At 68.8% G+C, this 25051-nt stretch carries 21 protein-coding genes; 8 read left to right on the top strand and 13 right to left on the bottom strand.

Annotation, left to right across the window (positions count from 1 at the left end; genetic code table 11):
- Positions 1-17: 17 nt before the first annotated feature.
- The 5 genes from EV649_RS03185 to gcvT all read right to left on the bottom strand — a co-directional run bounded on the left by EV649_RS03185 (position 18) and on the right by gcvT (position 6556).
- Positions 18-1211, bottom strand: a complete 1194-nt coding sequence (locus EV649_RS03185) for an ABC transporter ATP-binding protein (protein WP_241997686.1) — start codon at positions 1209-1211, stop codon at positions 18-20.
- Positions 1208-2200: an ABC transporter permease gene (locus EV649_RS03190; protein ID WP_130380309.1), complete on the bottom strand. Its 993-nt coding sequence runs from the start codon at positions 2198-2200 to the stop codon at positions 1208-1210. The genes EV649_RS03185 and EV649_RS03190 overlap by 4 nt, the downstream gene beginning before the upstream one ends.
- Positions 2201-2297: 97 nt before the next feature.
- Positions 2298-4055: an ABC transporter substrate-binding protein gene (locus EV649_RS03195; protein WP_130380311.1), complete on the bottom strand. Its 1758-nt coding sequence runs from the start codon at positions 4053-4055 to the stop codon at positions 2298-2300.
- A gap of 41 nt (positions 4056-4096) precedes the next feature.
- Entirely contained in the window at positions 4097-5104 is a 1008-nt protein-coding gene (locus EV649_RS03200) for an ABC transporter permease (protein ID WP_130380313.1), read from the bottom strand.
- Between the two features lie 351 nt (positions 5105-5455).
- Positions 5456-6556 (bottom strand): glycine cleavage system aminomethyltransferase GcvT, encoded by a 1101-nt coding sequence (gene gcvT, locus EV649_RS03205; RefSeq protein WP_130380315.1) that lies wholly within the window; start codon positions 6554-6556, stop codon positions 5456-5458.
- A 97-nt stretch (positions 6557-6653) separates the two neighbouring features.
- Between gcvT and EV649_RS03210 the strand changes: the two genes are divergently transcribed.
- The gene (locus EV649_RS03210; RefSeq protein WP_130380317.1) at positions 6654-8159 is read left to right on the top strand and encodes a leucyl aminopeptidase; all 1506 of its coding nucleotides are present in this window, start codon (positions 6654-6656) and stop codon (positions 8157-8159) included.
- A gap of 61 nt (positions 8160-8220) precedes the next feature.
- On the opposite strand, the gene EV649_RS03215 is transcribed toward EV649_RS03210, so the two are convergent.
- Positions 8221-8538: a hypothetical protein gene (locus tag EV649_RS03215; protein ID WP_130380319.1), complete on the bottom strand. Its 318-nt coding sequence runs from the start codon at positions 8536-8538 to the stop codon at positions 8221-8223.
- A 184-nt stretch (positions 8539-8722) separates the two neighbouring features.
- On the opposite strand from EV649_RS03215, the gene lpdA reads away from it, so the two are divergent.
- From lpdA to EV649_RS03240, 5 genes are all read left to right on the top strand, one after another.
- The gene (gene lpdA, locus EV649_RS03220) at positions 8723-10114 is read left to right on the top strand and encodes a dihydrolipoyl dehydrogenase (RefSeq protein WP_130380321.1); all 1392 of its coding nucleotides are present in this window, start codon (positions 8723-8725) and stop codon (positions 10112-10114) included.
- Between the two features lie 128 nt (positions 10115-10242).
- Positions 10243-12129 carry a 2-oxoglutarate dehydrogenase, E2 component, dihydrolipoamide succinyltransferase gene (gene sucB, locus EV649_RS03225; protein ID WP_130380323.1) on the top strand — a complete coding sequence of 629 codons (1887 nt, stop codon included), beginning with the start codon at positions 10243-10245 and terminating at the stop codon, positions 12127-12129.
- A gap of 102 nt (positions 12130-12231) precedes the next feature.
- A complete protein-coding gene (locus EV649_RS03230; RefSeq protein ID WP_130380325.1) occupies positions 12232-13119 on the top strand; it encodes a TIGR01777 family oxidoreductase in 888 nt (295 codons plus the stop codon).
- Between the two features lie 4 nt (positions 13120-13123).
- Positions 13124-13807: a class I SAM-dependent methyltransferase gene (locus EV649_RS03235; protein ID WP_130380327.1), complete on the top strand. Its 684-nt coding sequence runs from the start codon at positions 13124-13126 to the stop codon at positions 13805-13807.
- A 99-nt stretch (positions 13808-13906) separates the two neighbouring features.
- Complete coding sequence (locus tag EV649_RS03240) at positions 13907-14476, top strand: hypothetical protein (RefSeq protein ID WP_130380329.1); 570 nt, start codon at positions 13907-13909, stop codon at positions 14474-14476.
- Positions 14477-14600: 124 nt separating this feature from the next.
- Here EV649_RS03240 and EV649_RS03245 read toward each other — a convergent pair whose 3' ends face one another.
- Positions 14601-16202 (bottom strand): protein kinase, encoded by a 1602-nt coding sequence (locus tag EV649_RS03245; RefSeq protein WP_130380331.1) that lies wholly within the window; start codon positions 16200-16202, stop codon positions 14601-14603.
- A gap of 138 nt (positions 16203-16340) precedes the next feature.
- Here EV649_RS03245 and lipB point away from each other — a divergent pair, with 138 nt between their 5' ends.
- The gene (lipB, locus tag EV649_RS03250; protein WP_347233129.1) at positions 16341-17012 is read left to right on the top strand and encodes a lipoyl(octanoyl) transferase LipB; all 672 of its coding nucleotides are present in this window, start codon (positions 16341-16343) and stop codon (positions 17010-17012) included.
- On the opposite strand, the gene EV649_RS03255 is transcribed toward lipB, so the two are convergent.
- Complete coding sequence (locus EV649_RS03255; RefSeq protein WP_130380335.1) at positions 16994-18373, bottom strand: sulfatase-like hydrolase/transferase; 1380 nt, start codon at positions 18371-18373, stop codon at positions 16994-16996. The two genes, lipB and EV649_RS03255, sit on opposite strands and share 19 nt — an antisense overlap.
- A 193-nt stretch (positions 18374-18566) precedes the next feature.
- On the opposite strand from EV649_RS03255, the gene EV649_RS03260 reads away from it, so the two are divergent.
- Entirely contained in the window at positions 18567-19727 is a 1161-nt protein-coding gene (locus EV649_RS03260; protein ID WP_130380337.1) for a hypothetical protein, read from the top strand.
- Positions 19728-19730: 3 nt separating this feature from the next.
- On the opposite strand, the gene EV649_RS03265 is transcribed toward EV649_RS03260, so the two are convergent.
- From EV649_RS03265 to EV649_RS03285, 5 genes are all read right to left on the bottom strand, one after another.
- Positions 19731-20699, bottom strand: coding sequence for a LysR family transcriptional regulator (locus EV649_RS03265; protein WP_130380339.1), 969 nt, complete (start codon positions 20697-20699; stop codon positions 19731-19733).
- A gap of 109 nt (positions 20700-20808) precedes the next feature.
- Complete coding sequence (locus EV649_RS03270; protein WP_130380341.1) at positions 20809-21975, bottom strand: ABC transporter permease; 1167 nt, start codon at positions 21973-21975, stop codon at positions 20809-20811.
- Positions 21972-22853, bottom strand: a complete 882-nt coding sequence (locus tag EV649_RS03275; protein ID WP_130380343.1) for an ATP-binding cassette domain-containing protein — start codon at positions 22851-22853, stop codon at positions 21972-21974. The genes EV649_RS03270 and EV649_RS03275 overlap by 4 nt, the downstream gene beginning before the upstream one ends.
- A 131-nt stretch (positions 22854-22984) precedes the next feature.
- The gene (locus EV649_RS03280) at positions 22985-23644 is read right to left on the bottom strand and encodes a response regulator transcription factor (protein ID WP_130383499.1); all 660 of its coding nucleotides are present in this window, start codon (positions 23642-23644) and stop codon (positions 22985-22987) included.
- 4 nt (positions 23645-23648) lie between these two features.
- On the bottom strand, positions 23649-25034 hold the full coding sequence (locus EV649_RS03285; protein ID WP_130380345.1) for a sensor histidine kinase: 1386 nt from the start codon (positions 25032-25034) through the stop codon (positions 23649-23651).
- Positions 25035-25051 lie beyond the last annotated feature (17 nt).

Raw genomic sequence — 25051 nt, forward strand, 5'->3', positions numbered from 1 at the left:
ACTCCTCAGTCCCCTCGTCAGCCCAGTCTCGGCGCGACCTCGGCCTCGTAGATCGAGGCCTTGGCGTGCAGGTGACATCGGGAAGTGTGGGCACCGGCGCCGTCCACCGGCAGCAGCTCCGGCAGTTGGGTGGTGCAGAGCTCGCCCTTGACCCGCTCGACGTACGGGCAACGGGCGCTGAACGAGCAGCCGTCCGGCAGGTTCAGCAGGCTCGGCGGCAGGCCCTTGATCGGGCGCAGCCGCTCGCTCGCCGCGGAGACGGTCGGGATCGACTCGAGCAGACCCCAGGTGTAGGGCATCCGCGGGTTCGCCAGGACGTCCTCGGCGGTGCCGTACTCGACGCAGCGCCCGGCGTACATCACCAGGACGTCGTCGGCCATCTCGGCGACCACCCCGAGGTCGTGCGTGATCAGCACGATCGCGGAGCCGAACTCCTTCTGCAGGTTGTTCAGCAGGTCCAGGATCTGCGCCTGCACGGTGACGTCCAGCGCGGTGGTCGGCTCGTCGGCGATCACCAGCTTCGGGTCGTTGATCAGGCTCATCGCGATCATCGCGCGCTGCCGCATACCGCCGGAGAACTCGTGCGGGTACTGCGAGAACCGGCGCGGCGGGTTCGGGATCCCGACCAGGTCGAGCATCTCCAGCGCCCGCTTCTTCGCCACGTCCTTGGACACCTTGTGGTGCACCCGGTACGCCTCGACCAGCTGGTTGCCGATCGTGTACAGCGGGTGCAGCGAGGACTGGGGGTCTTGGAAGACCATCGACATCGCGTCGCCGCGGATCTTCATCAGCTCGTTCTCGGGCAGGCCGACGAGTTCGTCGCCGCCGAGCCGGATCGAGCCGGTGATCCGGGTCCGCTTGCGGTCGTGCAGGCCCATCACGGCCATACTCGACACCGACTTGCCGGAGCCGGACTCGCCGACGATGGCCAGCGTGCGGCCGAGCGGGACCGAGTAGCTCAGCCCGTTCACCGCGCTCACCAGGCCGTCGGCGGTGGGGAACTTCACGGCCAGGTCCTCGACCACCAGGTACGGCGTCTCGCCGCTCGGGTTGATCGAACCCTGCCGGCGCTCGCGGGTGGCGACCGACGGACCACGCTTGGCGTCCGCGGTGGCGTCCGCCGAGGTGGGTGCACTCTCGGCCATGCTGTCCTTCCGGTCTTCGGGGACGCGGTCTTGAGGGGCGCGGTCCTCGGGGGCGGGTGTGCTCACGACAGCCTCACTCGCGGGTCGATCAGGCTGTAGCCGATGTCCACCAGGAAGTTCATCGCGACGATGATCACCGAGGCGACGAGCACGGTGCCCATGATCACGGGCAGGTCGTAGTTGTTCAAACTGTCCAGCACCAGCTGCCCGAGCCCGGGGAGGTCGAAGATCCGCTCGGTGAAGATCGCGCCGCCTAGGCTGCCGGCGATGTCCAGACCGAAGATCGTCACGACCGGGATCAACCCGGAGCGGAGCGCGTGCTTGTAGGTGACCACCCGGTCGGACAGGCCCTTGGCCCGCGCGGTCCGGATGTAGTCCTCGCTCAGCGTCTCGACCATGGAGCCGCGTGAGTACCGCGCGTACGACGTGCAGTTGTAGATACCGAGCACCAGCCAGGGGGTCAGCAGGCCGGCGATGAATTTCCCGAAGTTCTCCGAGGGCGGTGTCCACTCACCCCGCGGCAGGATCGGATAGACGATGGTCAGGTACAGCGCGACCATCAGCGCCACGATGTAGTAGGGCACCGAACTGACCACCAGCGTGCTGGTCATCAGCGCCCGGTCGCCGAGGCTCCCGCGTCTCTTCGCCGCCATCGATCCGACGAACACACCGATCGTCAGGACCAGTACGGCGTACCCGAGGACGAGCGACAGCGTCACCGGGAACCTGGAGCCGATCAGCTCCGTGACCGGGCGGTCGTTCTTGAACGAGAAGCCGAGGCACGGGGCCGCGCAGTGCTGCGTGACGCCGGAGGTGGTGAAGTCACGGCCGGCGAAGATGCCGATCGTGTAGTCGGCGAACTGCTCGACCTTCGGCCGGTCGAGGTGCAGGTTCTTCGTGATCTCCTCATAGCGCTGCTGCGTGCAGTTGCGCTCACCGCAGATGGCCGCGGCCGGATCGGTCGGCGCGATGAAGAACAGCGCGAACGTCGCGATCAACGTTGCCAGCACCACACTGAGCGCGCTGACCAAGCGGCGCGCCACGAAATAGAGCACGGGATTGTCTCCTCACCGATCGGCGTGGTGCCCGGACTTGTGGTCCGGGCACCACGCCACCCTCAGTGGATCAGTACTGCTTCAGAACGGACGTCGGTCAGGGCTGCTTCAGGAACATCGAGGTGAACTCGAACACACCCTGGGTCGGGTCGTTCACCGCACCGCCGATGTTCTTGCCGACCGGCATGTTGCTCGAGCTGTAGTAGAGCGGCAGGACCGGGAGGTACTTCTCCATGATCTCCTTGTCGATCTTCGGCCACTCCTTCAGCTGCTCGTCCGGAGTCTTGGCCTGGATCGCCTCGATCTTCTTGTCCAGCTCCGGGTCCTTCAGCTGACCGACGCTGTTACCGGCCTCGACCGCAGCGGTCGTGAACAGCACCGGGAACCAGCTGGTGGCGCTCGGCCAGTCGGAGCACCAGCCGGCCGGGGTCCGGCCGATGTTCACCGGGGCGTCCGGCGCACCGGTGAACTTGCGGATGTTCGCCTTCGGCACACCGATCGCCTTGACCTTGAAGCCGGCCTTCTCGAAGGCCTGCTTGCGCAGCTGGTTGGCCTGGGTCGAGATCTTGTCGTCGATCGAGTAGTACCAGCTGAGCTCGAAGTTCGACTTGCCCGCCTTGGCCAGCTCGTCCTTGACCTCCTTGGCGACCGCGTCGTCCTCGGCGCCGTCACCGGTGCCGTTCAGGCCCGGCAGCTCGTACTTCTCGTAGCCCGGGACCGCCGGCGGCAGGATCGTCGACGCGGGCGGGTCGGTGGTCGGGTTCAGACCGGCGACCTTGCGCCACGAGTTGTAGGGGTACGCCTTGGCGATCAGCTTACGGACGTCCAGCGGGATCTTCTGGGTGTCCATCGTGTACATGTTCGTGCACGGCGACTGACCCGTGATCAGCTGCGACTGGTCCTTGACCTCGGGCAGCAGCGTGGTGTCCAGGTTCGAGTAGTTCACCGCGTTCGCGTCCGGGCCGGAGCTCACCAGCACCTGGCGCTGGGCCTTGATGGTGTCCTGACCGAACTTGAAGTCGAAGGCGTCCGCGTACTGGTGCCGCACCGGGTCGGTGTTCGGGTCCCAGCTCGGGTTCTTCACCAGCTTGAGCTCGCTGCCCGGGTTGTAGGACTGGACCATGTACGGGCCGGTCGACATCGGGTGCTGCTCGTAGTTCTTCTGGGTGTCCTTCGCCTTCGGCATCGGCGCGAAGAGCGGGAACGCCGCGTAGAACGGCATGTCGTCGAACTTCTTCGCCAGGTGGATGACCAGGGTGTGGTCGTCCGGCGTCTCGACGCCCTTGTACGCGTCGCCGCCGGCGACGTACGGGCCCTTGTAGGTCTTGCCGTCCAGGAAGTAGTCCATCTGGTACGTCGGGCCGTTCTCGTACAACGTGTGCGCGAAGGACCGCTTGATCGCGTACGCGTAGTCCTCGGCCTTGACCGGCGTACCGTCCTGGTACTTGATGCCCTGCTTGAGCTTGAACGTCCAGGTCAGGCCGTCGTCGGACTTGGTGCCGAGGTCCTCGGCCAGGTCCGGTACCAGCACCGGCTTCTTGTCCGGGCCGTCGAGGCGGAACTGGGTCAGCGCGCGGAAGTACAGCTTCTCGATCGCGTTACCGTCCACGTAGTACGTGTCGGTCGGGTCGAAGCCGGACGGCGTCACGTCGGACAGGACGGTGATCGTCCCGCCCTTCTTCGCACCCTCTACGTCAGGGGCCGGGCCTTTCGCAGTGGGGTCCGTCGCCTTGACCTGCGCGCCTCCCACCGCGTCGGTGCCGCCCTTGCTGCCGCTGTTCGAGGACGGGCTGCCACAAGCCACGGCGGTCAGCATGACCGTCGCCGCGACCGCGGTTATCCGTTTCCACTGCATGGTCGGGTTTCTCCTTTTCTGCCGCTGGGGCAATCGCCGTACTACCGGCGAGTCTTGGGGTCGAAGGCGTCGCGGATCGCGTCTCCGAGCAGGGCCAGCGCGAGCACCAGGGCGGTGATCCCGATGACCGGCAGCCACAGGTAGAGCGGGTCTGCCTTGTACCAGTTGGTGGCGACGGCGATCGTCTGGCCCCACGAGGGCTTCGGTTCGACCAGTCCGACACCGAGGAACGAGAGCCCGGCCTCCGCGGTCACGTACGCGGGGACTGCCAGCGAGGCCGAGATCACGATCGGGGCCACCAGGTTGGGCAGCAGTTCCTTGAACAGGACCTGCCAGGTCGGCACACCGATCGCCTTGGCGGCGAGTACGAACTCGCGCTCGCGCAGTGAGAGCACCTCGCCGCGGATGATGCGGGCCAGGCCCGCCCAACCGAAGAACGCGAGGACGAAGATCAGCACGTAGAACCGGATGTTCGCCTGGTCTTCCGGCGTCAGGTTGAACGAGCCGCCGCGCAGCGACTCGACGATCGGAACCAGTGCGATCGCGAAGAGCAGGAACGGCAGGCTGAGCACGAAGTCGATCAGCCAGGAGATGACCCGGTCGACCCAGCCGCCGAGGAAGCCGGCCAGCAGGCCCATCACGACGCCGATCGCGGTGCCGACCACGGTCGCCAGGAACGCGATGATCAGCGACGGGCGGGCGCCGTACACCCAGCGGGCGAAGTTGTCCCGGCCGGTCTTCGGCTCGATGCCGAACCAGTGGTCCGGGGTGATGCCGATCGTCGGGTAGCCGAACTCGTCGATCTGCCGGGTGTTGAAGGTGCTGATGTCCTGGCCCTCGAGCTTGGCCAGCAGCGGCGCCAGGACGGCGACCAGGATGAAGAACAGCACGATCGACGCGCAGATCACCGCGACCTTGTCCTTGCGGAGCCGGTCGAACGCGATCCGGCTCGGCGACTTGCCGTGCGGAGTGGCGGCCGTACGGACTGGCTCCGCCGAGGCCGGGTGTTCTTCGACCCCTACGGTCGAGTCGGGCGACCCAATACTCATTCGCACTCCGTCAGTTCAGTCGACCGGATTTCGGTCCGCGGATCCGGCACTTATCGGTGGATAGCGTGCCGACCTTTGCTCTCTTGCGGGCTCGCGTCAAATCCCCTTGACAAGGGATTCCGCCGTAGCCGCGCGCTAGCCTGCCCGACACTGTGACACCAAACCAGCAGTGCCCGGCAGCAGTGCACAAATCGTTACCGGAACCGGTAGCCGAACGGAACATTTGCCCCATTTCGTCACCGTTCGCAGTCAAACCTGCGCAAAACGCGTCGGCACAGTACCGACAGTGGCCGTTTTGTGCCAGGTTATGACGGAGGGTAACGGTTCTCGACGTTCGGTCGCGGAACGCGGTCAGCGCACGTGAACGGTCACGAAGGGCGGTTTGACGACGTCGAAGGTTTCCCCGCGACCCCGGATGTCGACGGTTACCTGATCGCCTTCTTTCACCGACGCGTCCAGCAAGGCCAAAGCAATACCTTTCTTCAGCGTCGGCGAGAACGTTCCGGAGGTAACTTCACCGAGCGCCGTACCGGATTGATCCAGAACCGACATATGCGGCCGCGGAATACCCCGGCCGGCGGCCCGAAGACCGCGCAGGATCCGGGCCGGACCGCGCTCCTTCTCGGCGCGCAGGGCCGCGTCGCCCCAGAAGTGCTCCTTCTTCCAGCCGACCGCCCATCCGGACCTCGCCTGGACGGGCGTGATGCCGGGCGCGATGTCCTGGCCGTGCAGCGGGTACCCCATCTCGGTCCGCAGCGTGTCCCGCGCGCCCAGTCCGGCCGGGACGATGCCGTACTGCTCGCCGGCCGTCAGCAGCGCGTCGAACACGGCCACCGCGGCGGCGTTCGGTACGACGAGTTCGAAGCCGCGCTCGCCCGTGTAGCCGGTGCGGCACACGACCACCGGCGTACCGCCGAAGTCGGCCGTGGCGAAGGACATGTAGTCGTGTCCGGTCGGCAGGCCGATCGCGGACACCACCTCGTCGCTGTTCGCGCCCTGCACAGCGAGGATCGCGTAGTCGTCGTGAACGTTGGTCACCTCGACACCGTCGGGGGCGTCGGCCTGGAGCAGGCGAACCACCTCGGCGGTGTTGGCCGCATTCGGGATCAGGAACACGTCGTCGTCGGCGTGCAGGTAGGCGATCAGGTCGTCGACCACTCCCCCGTTCTCGTTGCAGCACAGCGTGTACTGCGCCTGACCCGGCGCGATCTTGCCGAGATCGTTGGTCAGGCACGCGTTCACGTACGCCGCGGCGCCCGGACCCTTGACCGTCGCCTTGCCGAGATGGCTGACGTCGAAGACGCCGACCGACGTACGGACCGCGGTGTGCTCGGCCACGACGCCGGAATACTCCAGGGGCATCTCCCAGCCGCCGAACTCGGCGAACTTGGCGCCGAGCGCGACGTGGCGCTCGTGCAGCGGGGACTTCTTCAACTCGGTCGACTCGGTCATGGAGCGGAACTTACCCGACGCGTAGCATGCTCAGGCAGCACGCACGTACCGTGACGACCGGCCATCTGCCCGCCGGTCAAGGAGGACTGAGGATTTCGTGACCACCATCACCCTGAGCAAGTCAGATGCCGCCGGCGTCAAGAGCGACGCCGTGGTCATCGGCGTGGTCAAACTCGGCGGCGCCGTCACCCTGCCGGCCGGCACCGAGTCGCTGAACGCCGCGTACGGCGGGAAGCTGGTGGAGGTGCTGTCCGGTCTCGGCGCCACCGGCAAGGTCGGCGAGGTGACGAAGGTACCCGGGCCGCTGCTCGGCAAGCCGGGCAAGTCCGCGACGCTGATCGCGGTCGGTCTCGGCTCGGCGCCCGACGGCGCGCTGAAGACCGAGGACCTCCGGGCCGCGGCCGGCACCGGTGTGCGGGCGGCGAAGATCTCGCAGTCGGTCGCGTTCGCGCTGCCGGCCCCCGACGCCGAGTGCGTGCGTGCTGTCGCCGAGGGCGCGTTGATGGGTCGCTACGCGTTCACGGCGTACAAGTCGTCGGACGGCGCGAACGAGGTGCCCGGCAACCTGACCGTGCTGACCGACCTGGCCCGCAACAAGGACGCCAAGGGCGCGCTCGAGCGCGCCCAGGTGACCGCGGATGCCGTCGCGCAGGTGCGGGACTGGGTGAACACCCCGCCGTCGGACCTGCACCCGGCCGAGTTCGCGGCCGACGCGGTCAAGCTCGGCAAGGAGTACGGCGTCAAGGTCGAGGTGCTCGACGAGAAGGCGCTCGCCAAGGGCGGGTACGGCGGCATCCTCGGCGTCGGCCAGGGCTCGAGCAACCCGCCGCGGCTGGTCCGGCTGACCTACACGCCGAAGAAGCCCGTCACCCACCTGGCCTTCGTCGGCAAGGGCATCACGTTCGACTCCGGCGGCCTGTCACTGAAGACGTCGACCGGCATGGTGAGCATGAAGTCCGACATGGCCGGCGCCGCCGCGGTGATCGGCGCGACGATCGCCATCGCGCGGCTCGGTCTGCCGGTCCAGGTGACGACGTACGCCGCGATGGCCGAGAACATGCCGTCGGGTTCCGCGGCCCGGCCCTCCGACGTACTGACGATGTACGGAGGCAAGACCGTCGAGGTGCTGAACACCGACGCCGAGGGCCGCCTGGTGCTCGGCGACGCGCTGGTCCGGGCCTCCGCGGACCAGCCCGACCTGATCATCGACGTGGCCACCCTGACCGGGGCGTGTGTCGTTGCCCTCGGCACCAAGGTGGCCGGCGCGTTCGGCAACGCCGACACGGCCCGCGACCGGGTGGTGGACGCGGCGGTCGCGGCCGGCGAGTCGATGTGGCCGCTGCCGATCCCGACCGAGATGCTGGACAAGCTGAAGTCGCACTCCAAGGTCGCCGACCTGGCCAACATCACCGGCGAGCCGTGGGGCGGCGCCCTCGCGGCGGCCGCCTTCCTCGGCGACTTCGTTGCTGACGGCATCGACTGGGTGCACCTCGACGTGGCCGGTCCGTCCTTCAACGACAGCGGTCCCTCCGGCTACACGCCCACCGGCGGCACCGGCTACGCCGTCCGCACCCTGGTCGAGCTCGCCGCCTCAGCAAGCTGAGGTGACGGTTCGGGGAGTTCTACCTACCTGCAGCGACCGGTAGGACTCCCCGCACGACCACTCAGGCGAGGCCGTTCTTCTTCATGCGGGCGTTGTACTCGCGCATTCGGGGCGGGTAGCCGACGACGGCCGCGTCGTACGACGGGATGCCGAGGCGGTTCGCGAAGTCGTGGGCCCACTTCACCGACGGGACCCGGCGCCGGGTCCACTCACCGTCGACCGCGACCAGCAGCAAGGTGTACTCCGTCACCGCCGTCCGCGGCTCGACGAATCCCTCGACGCCCTGACGGGTCTGGGCGAACTCGCGCAGGTGCGCTTGGTCGGGAGTGTCCGACCGTCGCATCGTTCCGGCCTTCTGCCGGCGACCGAACCACTTCATGGGAGTAAGTGTCCACTATCTGTGCAAGTCCGGGCCGAAATCCTGGATAACGGTTGCGGCCGGTCCGGATGGGCGCGTCGTGACCGGCCCGGGGGTGGATCCGCGCGCGATCGGTGGAAAGATGACGCCGGGCCGGTACCGCGACCCGGGCCGCCCGCCTTGGACCACACCCACGGAGGAACCTGTGACTGAGAGTGGTACTGCAACCGGTACGTCGTACGACCTGGTAATTCTCGGCGGCGGCAGCGGTGGCTACGCCGCCGCGCTGCGCGCCGCGACGCTCGGCCTGTCCGTGGCGGTGGTCGAGAAGGACAAGGTCGGCGGGACCTGTCTGCACCGTGGGTGCATCCCGACCAAGGCGCTGCTGCACGCGGCCGAGGTCGCGGACTCGGCGCGCGAGGGTGAGCAGTTCGGAGTCCGGACGACGCTCGAGGGCGTCGACATGGGCGGCGTGAACAAGTACAAGGACGGCGTCGTCGACCGGCTGTTCAAGGGTCTGCAGGGCCAGTTGAAGGCCCGCGGCATCACGGTGATCGAGGGCGAGGGGCGGCTGACCTCGCCCACCACGGTCCAGGTCGGCGACACGACGTACACCGGCCGCAACGTCATCCTTGCCTCCGGCTCCTACTCCCGTTCCCTTCCCGGGCTGGAGCTCGACGGGCACCGGGTGATCGCGAGTGAGCACGCGCTGACGCTCGACCGGGTCCCGGAGTCCGCGGTGATCCTCGGCGGCGGCGTGATCGGCGTCGAGTTCGCCTCCGCGTGGACGTCGTTCGGCACCAAGGTGACGATCGTCGAGGCGCTGCCGCGGCTGGTCCCGTCCGAGGACGCCGACTGCTCGAAGACCTTGGAGCGCGCGTTCCGGAAGCGGAAGATCGCGTTCAAGACCGGTACGCCGTTCGAGTCGGTCGCGGTGACCGATTCCGGCGTTCAGGTGACCGTCGCGGGCGGCGAGGTGATCGAGGCCGAAGTACTGCTGGTCGCCGTCGGCCGGGGACCCAACACCACGGGCCTTGGGTATGAAGAGGTCGGGGTCGCTCTCGACCGTGGGTTCGTGACCGTCGACTCGACGCTGCAGACCAGCGTGCCGGGCGTGTACGCGGTCGGCGACATCGTGCCGGGGCTGCAGCTCGCGCACCGCGGGTTCCAGCAGGGCATCTTCGTCGCCGAGCACCTCGCGGGTCTCGCGCCGACGCCGATCGACGAGGCCGGCATCCCGCGCGTGACGTACTCCGAGCCGGAGGTCGCGTCGGTCGGGCTGACCGAGGAGCAGGCCCGGGAGAAGTACGGCGACGTGGAGATCCTCAACTACAACCTCGGCGGCAACGGCAAGTCGCAGATCCTGAAGACGGCCGGCTTCGTGAAGCTGGTCCGCGCTCGTGACGGCGCGGTCGTGGGGCTGCACATGGTCGGTTCGCGGGTCGGGGAGCTGATCGGCGAGGCGCAGCTGATCTACAACTGGGAGGCCTACCCGGCGGACGTGGCGCCGCTGGTGCACGCCCACCCGACCCAGAACGAAGCCCTCGGTGAGGCTCACCTCGCCCTCGCCGGGAAACCTTTGCACTTCCATGACTGACCCTGCTGGACCGCCCCAGTAAGTTTGAGCTGCAGGAGCGTGAAGGATGCCCGTGACCCGGATCCCGAGCGCTCCGGCGGCACCGTAGGCTGACACTCGACCGATCAGACGAAGGAGCAACGACCGTCATGCCGACCTCTGTATCCCTGCCGGCCCTCGGGGAGAGCGTCACCGAAGGAACCGTCACCCGCTGGCTCAAGCAGGTCGGTGACACGGTTGCCGTGGACGAACCCCTGCTGGAGGTCTCGACCGACAAGGTCGACACCGAAATCCCGAGCCCCGTCGCCGGCACCCTTCTCGAGATCAAGGCCGCCGAGGACGAGACCGTCGAGGTCGGCGCCGAACTGGCCGTGATCGGCGACGCCGGCGAGGCCGGCTCCGCTCCCGCCGCTCCGGCCGAGCCCGCGGCAGACCCCGCGCCGGCCGCTGCCCCCGCCGAGTCCGCTCCGGCTCCGGCCGCCGAGGCCCCCGCCGCCGCTGCCCCGGCCGCTCCTGCTGAGGCTTCTGCTGCTCCGGCCCCTGCCGCTGAGGCTCCTGCTCCGGCTGAGGCTCCTGCTCCGGCCGAGGCTGCTCCGGCCGACGGTGCTTCCGGTACGTCGGTGACGCTGCCCGCGCTGGGCGAGAGCGTGACCGAGGGAACCGTCACCCGCTGGCTGAAGCAGGTCGGCGACGACGTGGCCGTTGACGAGCCGCTCCTCGAGGTCTCCACCGACAAGGTCGACACCGAGATCCCGAGCCCGATCGCCGGCAAGCTCCTGGAGATCAAGGTCGCCGAGGACGAAACCGTCGAGGTCGGCGCCGAACTGGCCATCGTCGGCTCCGGCGCAGCCGCCCCCGCCGCCGCTCCGGCCGACTCGGCTCCTGCTCCTGCTGAAGCCCCCGCCGCTGCTCCGGCTGCTGCTCCTGCCCCAGCCGCCGCTCCCGCTCCCGCACCTGCCCCGGCTGCCGCTCCGGCTCCTGCCGCTGCCCCGGCTCCTCAGGCTCAAGCTCCTCAGGCTCAAGCTCCTGCGGCTCAGGCTCCGGCTCCCCAGGCGGCTCCGGCTCCGGCGGCAGCTCCGGCTCCTGCGGTTTCGCCGAACGGCTCCGCCGACGGCGCGAACTACGTCACCCCACTGGTCCGCAAGCTCGCCGCGGAGCACGAGGTCGACCTGAACGCCGTACAGGGCACCGGCGTCGGCGGCCGTATCCGCAAGCAGGACGTGATCGCCGCAGCCGAGGCGAAGAAGGCCGCCGCCGCCGCACCCGCTCCGGCAGCCCAGGCCGCGGCCCCTGCCGCCGAGGCGAAGGCCCCGGTCGTCAGCCCGCTGCGCGGCACCACCGAGAAGATGAGCCGGATCCGCAAGGCGATCGCGGCCCACATGGTCAACAGCCTGAAGGTCTCGGCCCAGCTGACCACGGTCGTCGAAGTCGACGTCACCGAGATCGCCAAGCTGCGCAACAGGAAGAAGGCCGAGTTCGAGGCGCGCGAGGGGACGAAGCTGTCCTTCCTGCCGTTCTTCGCGCTCGCCGCGGTGGACGCGCTCAAGCAGTACCCGAAGCTGAACGCGTCGATCGACGAGGAGAAGGGCGAGATCACGTACCACGCCGCCGAGCACCTCGGCATCGCGGTGGACGTGGAGCGCGGCCTGATGGTCCCCGTCGTACACAACGCCGGCGACCTGAACATCGCCGGCCTGGCGAAGAAGATCGCCGACCTCGCCGACCGCACCCGCAACAACAAGGTGCTGCCGGACGAGATGGCGGGCGGCACGTTCACCATCACCAACACCGGTAGCCGGGGCGCGCTGTTCGACACCCCGATCCTGAACCAGCCGCAGGTCGGCATGCTCGGGACCGGCGCCGTCGTGAAGCGTCCGGTGGTCATCACCCACCCGGAGCTCGGCGAGACGATCGCGATCCGGCAGATGGTGTACCTGGCGCTGACCTACGACCACCGCCTGGTCGACGGCGCTGACGCGGCCCGCTACCTGACCGCGGTCAAGCAGCGGCTCGAAGAGGCCCAGTTCGACGTCTGATCCGATCGGACACCCGGCGCCGGTGCCTGTCTCCGCGGAGGCGGACACCGGCGCCGTTCTCTTTCGATCCGGCTGTCGTGACCCCGACAAGGAGCAAGCGGGATGAAGTACGTACTGGCCGGCGCCTCCGGCTTCCTCGGCAAGGCCCTCGCCCGCGACTTGGTTGCCAACGGCCACCAGGTGCTCCGACTGGTACGCCGGTCGCCGTCGGCACCGGACGAGGTGCGCTGGGACCCGGCCCGGGGCGATCTGGACGTTGGTGCTCTGGGCGATCCCGATGTCCTCGTCAACCTGGCCGGCGCGAACATCGGCCGCCCGTGGACACCGACGTACCGCCTGAAGATCCGGGAGAGCCGGGTCTCGACCACCGCGACCCTGGCCGCGGCGGCGACGCGACTCGACCGCCGGCCGGTGCTGCTCACGCAGAGCGGGATCGGCGGCTACGGCACCGACCTCGGCGATCGCATCCTGACCGAGGACTCCGACCTCGGCGAGGGCTTCCTGTCCGACGTCGTCCGGCTGTGGGAAGGCGCGCTCGAACCCGCCCGTGAAGCAGGCAGCCGGGTGGCTGCGCTGCGAACAGGCGTCGTACTCGACAGCAAGGCCCCGGCGTTCCAGCTGCTGTCCCTCCCCTTCCGCATCGGTCTCGGGGGCCGCTTCGGGTCTGGCACGCAGTACTTCCCGGTGGTCTCGCTGACCGACTGGATCCGCGCCGTCCGGCACGTCGCCGAGAACGACACCGTGAGCGGCCCGGTGAACATCACCCTGCCGACACCGGCAACCAACCTCGAACTCACCGAAGCCCTGGCAACCGCCCTGCACCGCCCGTCCCTCGTCCCAGTGCCCGCGATCCTCATGAAGGCGGCCCTCGGCGAGTTCGCCTGGGAGCTCCTGGGCAGCAAGCGAGCCCTCCCCACCCGCCTCCAGTCCACCGGCTTCACCTTCCACCACCCCACAGTCACCGCCGCGATCTCCGCCGCCCTCGCCTAGCCCCGTGACACCCACGCCGAAGACCACCGCACGGTACGACGGCCTCGCCGAGTGGTACGACGACCACAACGCCGCTGCGGCCGACTCCAACCGTGAGCCCCTGCTCGATCTGCTCGGCCCGGGCGATGGTCTGTGCCTGGATGTTGGGTGTGGGACCGGACAGAACCTGCAGACGCTGCACAGTACGGGACGCACCGTCGTTGGCCTCGAGTACTCCGCGGATCAGTTGGGCCTCGCCCAGCAACGCGCGGCCGATGGCAAGGCGCTGGTCCAGGGCGACGCGGCTGAGCTGCCGTTCGCTGACGCTGTCTTCTCTACTGTCGCCGTTCTGTGGCTCTCCACCGACGTCGACGACTTCGCCGCTGTCCTGCGGGAGGCGGCTCGCGTGCTGCACCCAGGCGGGGTGCTGGTGTTTTACGGGGCCCATCCGTGCTTCAACGGCCCGCATACCGAGAGCCGTCCCGATGACGGCCGCATCGTGCATCCGACGTACCGCACTGTTGGTTGGCATCCCCCAGCGCCCTGGTGGGGCGAGGGCGGTATTCGCCAGCGCCTCGGCATGCGACACGTGCCGCTTGCCGACCTTCTCAACGCGTTCGCCGGCGCGGGACTGGCGATCACCCGGACCGTGGAGCCGCGCACCGACCCGGTGCCCTGGGTCCTGGCCCTACGCGCCGAGAAGCGCTAACTCGCCGAAACAAGCGCCGTTCACGGATGGCGCGGTTGGTTGGACGATGCCGCGCCGGTGTGGTCTCGCGGACCGGTGTTGCCCTGGTTGGATTGCTGGGTGGCGACTCTCTTCGTTGATCTGGAAACCACGAGCGTTCGGGAACCTTGGCTGCCGGGTGGCCGGCAGATCTGGCAGGTGGCGGTGATCCGGCGTGAGGACGACGGGCGCGAGACGGCGTACAACCGGTTCGTCCGGCTGGACGAGCTGGATCTGTCGGCCGCGACCGAGCGGGCGCTGGAAATCAGCCGCTTTCATCGGCACCCGTCGCTGAACGGATCCGAGCAGGACGTGAGCAGCGGTCGAGAGGTCGCGGAGCTGATGGTCGAACTGACGGCCGACGAGCCGCTGTGGGTGGGGGCTGCGCCGTGGATGGATGCGACCGACGTACTGCATCTGATGCATCTCAACGGCCTGGTCGCGGATGACGCAGCGGACGTGCCGTGGGACTTCCGGCTTGTATGCGTGATCAGCCAACTGTTGGGCCGGACCAACCTGCCGCCGACGGCGGACGTTGGCGAGATGTCGGCGGCCGTCGGCATCGACCAGTCCTCGTACGCGATTCACGACGCGTTGGCGGACACCTACTTCGTACGGGACGTGTTCGACGCACTGAACCGACCGAACTGACGACCGTCGCGCCGCCGTACCCAGGGTTCGTGTCAGCGTCTTTGTGCACCCACCGACCGTTTTGGCGCGCTCAGAATGGTTGGTGGGGGCACAAAGTTGCCCCGAGGAGGTGGGGTGGGGGCGTTTAGGTCGAGTGGGTGATTGTGGTGATGCGCCAGGTGTGGGTGGGTTGACGGGCGGCGCTGCGTGAGGGGGCGGCGGTGCGTGGGGTGGTTGTCAGGGTGATCAGTCTGGTGACCGGGGGTCCTGGTGGGAGTGGGGTCTTGGCGCCGGTGTGGTCGACTGCTTGGCCGGCTGTGAGGTGGTCGGTGGTTTTGAGGGTGACGGTGTTTGCGGTGCGGCGGGTGATTGCGGTGCTTTCGATCGTGATTCGGAGTCCTTCGACGCGGACGTTCTGGTTGCGATAGGCCGATAGGAGGGCTCTGTCGGCGCGCCAGGGGGCGCTGCCTGGAACGTAGATGCGGTCGAGGGCGTCGAGGTCGAGGGTCCAGAAGGCTTGAGCGCGCTGGACGTCGAGCGCCTGCAGCGTCTCCATCCAGGTGGCCAGCTCTGCTGAGGACGCGGACTCGGGGCGTGGCGCCGAGGTCGTGGCTCGGGTCTGGCTCGGCGATGTCTCGGGTCGCCCTGAAGCCGTTGGGTGGGCGGTGGGCGACTGAGTGGGCGGGGACGCCGACGGGCGTCGGGCTGTGGACTGCGCAGCGCTGGGGTCTGGATGGGCGGTTGCTGGGGTGTCGATTGTGCGGAGTGTGGCGATGGCGATCGCGAGCACGATGATCGCGGCCAGGGCGGCTGCGGCGAGTACGCCGTACGCGGGGTGTGGGAGTTGGGGTAGCGCGGAGCTGACCACAAACCGGGTACGGCGGGGTTTGTTGCGGCGGTTCGGGCGGATGCGCTTCGAGCGAGTCTTGGCGGACGGTGCGGTGGGGTGTGGTCGCTTTGGTTTCGTCAGTGGTGGGGTCGGTGGGTCTGCTGGAGGTGGGGCGAGCGGTGCACGGGAGGCGGCTGGCGCATCGTCGTCGTCTGCAGATCCCCCCGCGGACGTCGGAGGGGGTGTCGGGGCGTGGGGCGGTGGGGTGCTGGTGGGTGCTGTGGGTGCGGTGCTGGTGAGTGGGGCGAGGTCTATGGGGGCGGCGGGGGTGTGGGTTAGGAGGCGGTGTGGGAGGGCTCCAAGCGGGGTCTTGGTGATGAGGGTGGGCGGGAAGGGGGTGGGGTCTGCGCTGACGCGGTGGGTGAGGGCGGCGAGGGCTTGCTGGTCGGCGGTGGGGTCGGTGGGGCGGAGGGTGGCGTCGGTGAGGATTGGGCGGCCGTCGGCGTCGAAGAGGATGTTTTCGGGGGTGATGGAGCCGTGTGTGAGGTTCGAGGCGTGGAGGTGGGCCAAGGCGTCGGCGAGCGGGGCGAGGAGGGTGACGAGTTCGCCGCGGGACAGTGGACCGCGGCGGGTGAGGAGGGCCGCGAGGCTGCCGGCGGCCAGGTGCTGGGTGATCAGGATCCAGCCGGTGTCGGTCTCGCGGAACTCGTGGAGCTGCGCGACATGCGGGTGGCGGAAGCGGGACAGCAGGCTCAGGTCCTCGCGGAGCCGCCCCCGGTCGGGGTACGCACTGTGCGGGATGTGTTTGAGCACGGCGTTGCGGCCCGAGGCGCGGTCCCGGACCTGCCAGACGGTGCCGGCCGGCCCGGACCCGAGCTCGCGGCGCAGGCTGTAGCCGGTGAGATCTGCGAGGTCCATGTCCAAGAGGATGCACCGATCGCGACCTCGCCCGTCGAAGTTATCCACAGCCCAGGGCCCGGCCCCGATCAGCCCCCGCCTACACTCGAAGGCGTGAGGGCTATCAGGTACGTGGAAGCCGGATTCGGCGCCGACGCGGTGGACTACGAGACCGCGTGGACCGAGCAGCGACGACTGCACGCGGAGGTTGCCGAGGGCACCGGCTCGGACACGGTGATCCTGCTCGAGCACCCGCCGGTCTACACGGCGGGCAAGCGCACCGAGCCGCACGAGCGGCCGATGGACGGTACGCCGGTGGTCGACGTGGACCGCGGCGGCAAGATCACCTGGCACGGCCCCGGGCAACTGGTCGGGTACCCGATCGTCAAGCTCGCCTCCCACGTGTACGTCGTGGACTACGTCCGGCGGCTCGAGGAGGCACTGATCGGCGTCTGCGCCGAGCTCGGCGTCAAGACCGGCCGGGTCAAGGGCCGCAGCGGCGTCTGGGTCGCGGCCGATGACCGCGGCCGCGAGCGGAAGATCGCCGCGATCGGCATCCGGGTCGCGCAGGGCGTGACCATGCACGGCTTCGCGCTGAACTGCAACAACGACCTGGCCTGGTTCGACCGGATCGTCCCGTGCGGCATCTCGGACGCCGACGTGACCACGCTCTCCAAGGAGCTCGGCCGCGAGGTCTCGACCACCGAGGTCCTCGACTCGGTACGCCGGCATCTCGACGAGCTCCTCGCCTGGAACGAGTACGAGCGCAGCCCGGACATCGACCACCACGAGGAGCCCCCGACCGCGATTACCTACGGATTGACGGTCTGAGCCTCAAGCCCAACCTCCGCACGCCAATCGGCGTGCAACGAGCGCAATCGGTCGACGATCTCCGGCTGCGCTGACAGGTGGTTGGTCTGCTCGCCAATGTCGTCAGCCAGGTTCGCGAGGAACCAGCCTTCCCCCATCGGCGCGTGCTCGTAGTCACGCAGATGCCTGGTGTTGGCGTCGTCGGCCACCCAGCTGAGCTTCCACTCCCCCGACCGCACCGCCCACTGGAACCCGCAGTCCCAGTGCAGGTTCTCGTGCGCCACTTCGGCGATCCCGGCCAGCACGGGCAGGATGTCGACGCCGTCGGCATCGTCCACTGTCGCGCCCGCAGCCGCGGCCAGCGTGGGGACCAGGTCCATGGTGCTGACAAGTGCGCCCGTACGACGTCCCGCCGGCAGCTGGTCCGGCCAGCGCCAGAGCATCGGGATGCGGATGCCACCGTCCCACAGCGTGTACTTCGTCCCGCGCAACGGTGCGTTGTCGCCGAAATTGCAGGTCGATCCGCCGTTGTCGGTCACGTACACGACGATCGTGTCGTCGCCGGCCATGTCGAGCAGCCGCCCGATCTCCGCGTCCATCAGCTCCAGCTGGGCGAGGTAGTACTCGCGCCCGTGCGGCAGGTTCGGCACGATCACGTCGTCGTACCACTCCATGAACGGACCGTCCGCATCCGGCGACCAGTCGCGGAACGCCGGGAGCCCGCGCGCTTCCAGCTCGGAGTCCGGGAGCTGCCAGCAGAAATTGTGTACGGCGTTGAACGCCACCATGCAGAAGTACGGCCGCTCGTCCTCCGCGTCCATGAACTCCGCCGCGCGGCGACCGAACTCCGCGGTCAGGAAGCCCTCGTGCTCAACTGGCTCGTCGCCTGACAGCAGAGGCTGCACAGCCATGTGGTGCGCGGCCGGCTGACCGTACGACTCGACTGACTCGTCGGAGTGATGTAGGTAGTTCAGCCGCCCGAACGACTGCCCCGCCAGCCCGTACAGCGTCTCCTCGAACCCGTGGTGCGGCGGACACGCTCTGTCCCCCACACCCTCCTTCCCGTAGTGCACCTTGCCGAAGTACCCCGTCCGGTACCCCTGGTCGCGCAGGATCTCCGCGAGCGTCGGTACGTCGTCCGGCGGGAACGCGGCCGAGTCGAACCATTGGCCGCCCCACCGCTGCTGGTACCGCCCAGAGATGATCGACGCCCGTGACGGGCTGCAGATCGGCGCGGTCACGTAGGCGTCGGTGCAGCTCACTCCCTCGGCGGCGAGCCGGTCCAGCGCCGGAGTGCGTACGTCGGAGTGCACCCCGAGTCCACCGCGGTCGGCGTACCCGTGGTCGTCGGAAACGATCAGCAGAATGTTCGGAGCGGGCAACAGCTCATCCTCTCGAAAGGCGCACAGCAGCCATCTCACCAGAAAACGCGCCTTTGGTGGGTCTACCCACCAGATGCAGGGTTGGCGTCCGGGATCTCGGACGCCAACCCTGCATCGCGGACGTCAACCCACGATCGGGGGTGTGCCGAAGTGTCTGCGGCGTGTAACCGCAGTTCGTCGCTACCTTGGGGGTGTGTCCAAATTTCTTGGGTTCTTGCTCGGCGTAGCTGTTGCTCTGGCCGGACCGGCCGTGTTCGGAGTCCTCGCGGCGCCGGGTGGTATCGAGCTGAACACGAAGGGGATGGCGCTTGCCTTCGGCATCGGCGCGCTGATCTTCTGGGCCGTGGTGTCGTACTTCTCCGGCGCCGGCGCGCTGGGGGCGTTCATCGCCTTCGGCGCCCTGATCTACTGCTGGCTCTGGATCCCGAACCGGACCACGAACTTCCTGAACGACGTCCCCGGCGTCACCAACGGGATGATCGACGGGTCGAAGCAGTACACCCTGAACGGCGTGGTGCCGATCCTCGGGGTGATCTCGCTGGTGTACGCGATCCAGTTGATCGTCCACGGCGTCCAGCGCCGGCGGCGGGAGCGGGCCGACGCCGAGCGGCTGCAGCGCGAGCAGGAAGCCGCGCAGGCGCAGCAGGAGGCGGACGTCGCGGCCGTATATCCGGTTGCCGGAGGCACCTATCAGGCGCCGGCGGCGTACGAGGGTCACACGCGGTACGACGACCTCTTCGACGAGCCCGAGGCGGCGCAGCCGCGGAACCAGGCCGACGATCAGACGCGGCAGTTCCCGGCCGACGAGGCGGAGGAGTTCGAGCACACCCGCCAGTTCCCCGAGGCAGATGCCGAGAGCAACTACCCCGGCGAGGACACGGTCATCGCCGCGCCTCCGGCGGCCGAGGAGCCAGTCGCAGAGCAGGAGTCGCCGAAGCCGGCAGCCCCTGTCGCGGAAGCGCCCGCCGCACAGCAGGAGCCCGTCGCACAGCAGGAGCCCGCAGATCAGCCGACTCCGGTAGCCGAGGCGAACGAGCCGGCTGAGGAGACTCAGCCGGTGGAGACCACGCCCCAGGCGGCCGCGCCCGTCGAGGAGACCCAGCCCGTAGAGGCAAAGCCCGAAGCGGTCGCGCCCCCCGTTGAGGAGACCCAGCAGGTCGAGGCGAAGCCGCAAGCGGTCGAGGAGACCCAGCCGGTTGAGACCAAGCCGCAGCCGGTGGAGGAGAAGAAGGCGGAGCGGAGTGTTTCGCCTCGGGAGCAGGTGGGGTCTCAGTATCGGGAGCGGATGGAGAACCCGGAAGACACCGGGGAGTTCCACCTCGCGTTCGAGAACCCGGTGGTCAAGCCCGCCTGAAAGTCAGGCAACGTGCATGCGCTGCTGGTGCTGATCCCGGCGCGCATGCTCGGTGATGGCCTCGTCGTACGCCGCGCTCGCCATCTGCAGCACGTCGCCGGCCATCTGCGCCCGAGGTGAGTCGGTGCTCCAAGCGAGCACCAACTTCCGGTGAATCGGGTCACCCACCAGAGTGCGAGTAGTGACGTCAGCCGAAAGCATCCGGTACGACGTGGGCGAGATGAGCGCCACGCCCTGACCGCTGGTCACGAACCCCATAAGCACCGACGTGTCGACCGAATGGTGCTCGACCCGAGGCTGGAACCCAGCCGCCTCGCACGCCGCCCGGAACAGCACGTGGAACCCGCTGTCGTCCGGCGGCTCACCGATCCACTCCTCGGCCGACAGCGACGCCAGATCGACCTCACCACGCGCCCGCGACGCTTCCGCTACCGGGTGGTCCGCCGACAAAGCGACGTACGCCGACTCTGACTCGACGACCGTGGTGGACTCGACCCCTGCCGGCAGCCGCAGCTCGAACCCGGGGAACTCCCGCAACAGCGCGAAGTCGAGCCGCCCGCTCTCCAGCTGCTGCAGCAGCACGCTGGTGGACCACTCGACCTCGATGCTCACCTGCTCGATCTCGCCGTGGGCGCGGAGCCGGGACGCGATCCCGGACATCGGCGCGGTCGGGAACCCGCCGAGCCGGACCGCCGACGACTCGACCGCGGTCATCGCGGACACGGTCGCCGACAGGTGGTCGACGTCGACCAGGATGGCGCGCGCGCGATCAACGGCGTACCGGCCGAGCGGAGTCGGCTTGACGCCGGTGCGGGAGCGTTCGAACAACTCGCCGCCGAACGCGGCCTCGATCCGCTTCAGCTGCGCGGTCAGGCTCGGCTGGCTGACCTTGAGCCAGCGGGCGGCCCGTCCGACGGACCCCGCTTCTGCCACCAGGACCACCACCCGCAGGTGGCGCAGCTCAACGTTCATGCGTTGAGACCGTAGTCGAGGTCTACACACAGCACACAGCGACCCTACATTGCGGTTTCGTCACAGCCGGGCCCGGAGCTGTAACGCCGGGCCCGGTTGTGACGATGTGCTACCTCGATTCGAGCGCCAGAGCCTCGCGGTAACCGAGACGACGGCCGGTCTGCAGCAGGGTGCGTTCGTACAGCCGCGCGCCCATCCGGACGATCAGCACGGTGGCGGCCAGCAGCAGCGCGATCGCGACCAGCGGCTGCCAGATCGGCACGTCCTCGGTCAGCATCCGGCCCGGCATCGACATCGACGACGCGATCGGGACGAACGACGCCACGGTCTTGGCCGACGACCCCGCGAAGACCGAGAAGAAGAACGGGATCATCAGGATCATCTGCCCCGGCAGCGTGGTCGACCCGAGGTCCTCCTGCCGCGTGGCCAGCGATCCGGCGACCGCCCAGAGCCCGGCGAGCGCGACGAACCCGAGCACGAAGAACACCACGAACCACCCGGCGACCGGCGCGACCACTTCGAGGATGTCGGCCTGGTCGGTGGCGAGCAGCCCGATCAGGGACGCACCCGCGATCACCACGATCTGGGTCAGCGCCAGCACCGTGTTGCCCAGCACCTTCCCCCACAGCAGCGACCGGATCGGCACTGCGGCGGCCAGGATCTCGACGACCCGGCTCTCCTTCTCTTGTACGACGCTCTGCGCGATCATCATCCCGAAACCGAGCGCGGTCATGTAGAACACCAACGCCAGCCCGATGTTCACGAAGTCGGAGACGATGTCCGGCAACGGGCCCGGGTTCAGCAACTGCAACGAGACCTTCGTGCCGGCGTGCAACTCCGCCGGGCTCAGTCCCGCCTTCCCGGCGTTCGTTTCCATCCCGACGGCCGCGGCCGCTTCGCGCAGGGCGCCTTCGACCCCCGAGTCGACGCGGTCCTTACCGAGGACGACGTACCCGTCCGCGTCCGGCAGCAGCGCGGCCTTCACCTTGCCGTCCGTGACCGCCTTCTCAGCGGCCGGCCGGTCGGCGAAGCGGGTCGTTTCGTAACCGTCGCCGCCCGCAGTCGCCGACGCCGTCTGAACGACCTTCTGACCTCCGTCGTCGATGACCCCGATCTTGTCCGGGCCGCCCTTGCCGGCGAGGATCGCGGGCAGGATCACCGCCACCATCACGATCAGTAGCATCACCAGCGTCGAGCCGATGAAGGTCTTGTCCCGCAGCTTCGTGGTGATCTCGCGCTCGGCGATCAGCACCCACGGCTTGTCCAGTGTCTTCATCGGGTCGCCTCCCGGAAGACGTCGCTCAGTGCCACCCGCTCCGGCCCGAACTCGAGCACCGGTCCGCGGCTGATCGCCTCCTGCAGGATCTTCTGCTCCACGGCTCCGTCCAGTACGTCGAACAACGCCGTACCGCCGGCCACGTCGCGCACCTGGATCCCCCGCACGTCACGCAGCCACCCGGCGTCGCCGTCCACGACCAAGCGGTACGTCGACGTAGGCCCGGCCGCCAACTCGGACACGGCACCCGCCGCAACGACCTTGCCGCGGGACAGTACGACGAGGTCGTCGCACAGCCGCTCGACCAGGTCGAGCTGGTGGCTGGAGAACAGCACCGGCACGTCCGACGTCACCTCCTCGCGGAGCAGGTCGACCATCGCGTCGACAGCGAGCGGGTCGAGGCCGCTGAACGGCTCGTCCAGCACCAGCGCGATCGGCTCGTGGACCAGCGCGGCCGCGATCTGCACCCGTTGCTGGTTGCCCAGCGACAGCGTCTCGAGTACGTCGGACGCACGCTCGGCCAGCCCGAGCCGCCCGAGGATCTTGTCGGTCCGCGCGGCGGCGCGCTCCTGGTCGAGCCCGTGCAGCCGGCCGAAGAACACCAGCTGGTCGCGGATCTTCATCTTCGGGTACAGCCCGCGTTCCTCGGGCATGTAGCCGAAGTCCCGGCGTACGTCCTGCGTCAGCGGCTTGTCCTGCCACCGCACCTCGCCGGCCGTCGCGGCCAGGACCCCGAGGATGATCCGCATCGTCGTCGTCTTCCCGGCCCCGTTGGCCCCGACGAATCCGGTCATCCGTCCCGGTACGACGTCGAAGGTCACGTCGTCCAGCGCCAGATGATCACCGAACCGCCGGGTGAGCCCAGCCACCCTCAGCATGTGTCACCGTTCCCATCAGCTTTCAGCCCCCGGCCGGGCGCTCGCCCGACACTCCTAAAGCTAGCCAGCCGAGGTGTGCCGGCACGTCGCCCGTGAGGGTGATCGCCGGCGTCATCCGTACGACGGATGGATCAGCCGGTCGGGTCGTCGCCCGGGGTGACGAGGCCGCATTCGTACGCGAACACGACGGCCTGGACCCGGTCGCGCAGGCCGAGTTTCAGCAGCACGCGTGACACGTGGGTCTTGACCGTCGCCTCACCGACATACAGCTGGGAGGCGATCTCGGTGTTGGTCAGGCCGCGGGCGATCAGCCCGAGCACCTCGCGCTCCCGCTCGGTCAGCTCCGCGAGCAGATCCGGCCGGTACACCCGTTCTCCCTTGCCGGTGAATCGTTTGATCACCCGCCGGGTCACCTCGGGAGCGAGCAACGCGTGCCCGGAGTGCACGACCTGGATCGCCTCCACCAGGTCCTCGGGCGCGGTGTTCTTGAGCAGGAAGCCGCTCGCACCGGCCCCGAGCGACTCGAAGAGGTAGTCGTCCCGGTCGAAGGTGGTGAGGATGACGACCTTTCCGGCGTCCTCCGCGACGATCCGCTGGGTCGCGGTGATCCCGTCCATCCCGGGCATCTGGACATCCATCAGTACGACGTCCGGCCGCAACGCCAGCGCCAGCTCGATCGCCTTCTCGCCGTCCGATGCCTCGCCGACCACCTCGATCTCCGGCTCGACCGACAGGATCATCCGGAACCCGGCCCGCACCAGGTCCTGGTCGTCGACCAGCAGCACCCGCATCGGGTCAGTCACGTACTTCTCCCCCAGCCAATGGACGGTTCTGCGGATCCAGTGGGATCCGGACCCGGACCCGGAATCCTCCCACGGGCCGCGGGCCGATCTCGCTCTCGCCGCCGAGCAGGCCGACCCGTTCGCGGATCCCGACATGACCGAGCCGGCTGCCGACCGGGGCGTGTTTCGGGCGGCCGTCGTCGAGCACCTCGAGCTCGATCGCCTCACCGAGATAACGCAGTGTGACGTGGGCGCTGCGGGCCGTCGAGTGTTTGCGGACGTTCGCGAGCGCCTCCTGGGCGATCCGGTACACCGACACCGACACAGTCTTGGGCAGCTCGGCCGGCGATCCGATCTGGTGGAAGCCGACCTCCAGACCCAGGCTGTTCGCCTCCGCGATCAGCGCGGGCAACCGGTCCGCGCCGGCCTGCGGCTCCTTGGGATCCGGCGTACCGATATCGAGGTCAGGGTCCGCCGAGCGGAGCATGCCGAGCAGCTGGCGCATCTCGTTCACCGCGCTCCGGCTGGACTCCTCGATCACGTTCAGCGCGTTCTTCGCCGCGTCCGGGTCGGCGTCCATCACCCGCCGGGCGCCTCCGGCCTGAATGCCGATGCTGCTGATGTGGTGGGCGACGACGTCGTGCAGTTCGCGGGAGATGCGCAGCCGCTCGTCGATCACCGCGCGCCGCGAGTTCGCCTCCTGCTGCGCCGCCAGCTCGGTCGCCTGCTGCTCGAGCTCGAACCGCTGCCGCGCGGTCGCCCACGCGGTCCGGCCCCAGAAGTACGCGCCGAAGAAGTAGAGGACGTTCAGCGCGACCGCGATGATCACGCTCGAGACGTACGGCGAGAAAAGGGCGTGGTTCGGCCCCTCGAGCGCGTTGTTGCGCAGCGCTGTGACGAAGTTGAGCGCCAGCCAGCCGAACATCACGATGAAGACGACCGCGACCGCCGCCTTCATCAACCGCCGGTCCCGCGCCCACGCGACGGCCGCGTAGATCGCCATGAACATCGTCGCCTGGGTGACCAGGTTGCCCGCGAACGCGAACATCGCCCGTTCCCCGTTCACCACGAACAGCACCGCGACCGCCAGCAGCACCGGGACCGGCCACCGGCGCCGGAAGCACAACGGCAGCGCGGCGGCCGCACTCAGCACGTACGGCTCGACGCCGCCGATCCCCAGGTCCACGTGCGTCGGCGAGGCGCCGCGGGCGAGCTCGGTTGCGAACAGGCCCGCGACCGCCATCCCGAGACCGAGCAGTACGTCGTACCGCTGCTCGCGGGCGGTCGGCGCGGGACGGGTCCAGCCGCGCACCCCGGTACGGGATCCAGTACCGGATCCCGTACCGGACGCCGGCGGGGTGCCCGGTTCGGCATCCGTACGCAGCTCAACGGTGGACATAGCCCATCACCCTACGG

Source organism: Kribbella sp. VKM Ac-2569, assembly GCF_004216905.1.
Taxonomy (GTDB): Bacteria; Actinomycetota; Actinomycetes; order Propionibacteriales; family Kribbellaceae; genus Kribbella.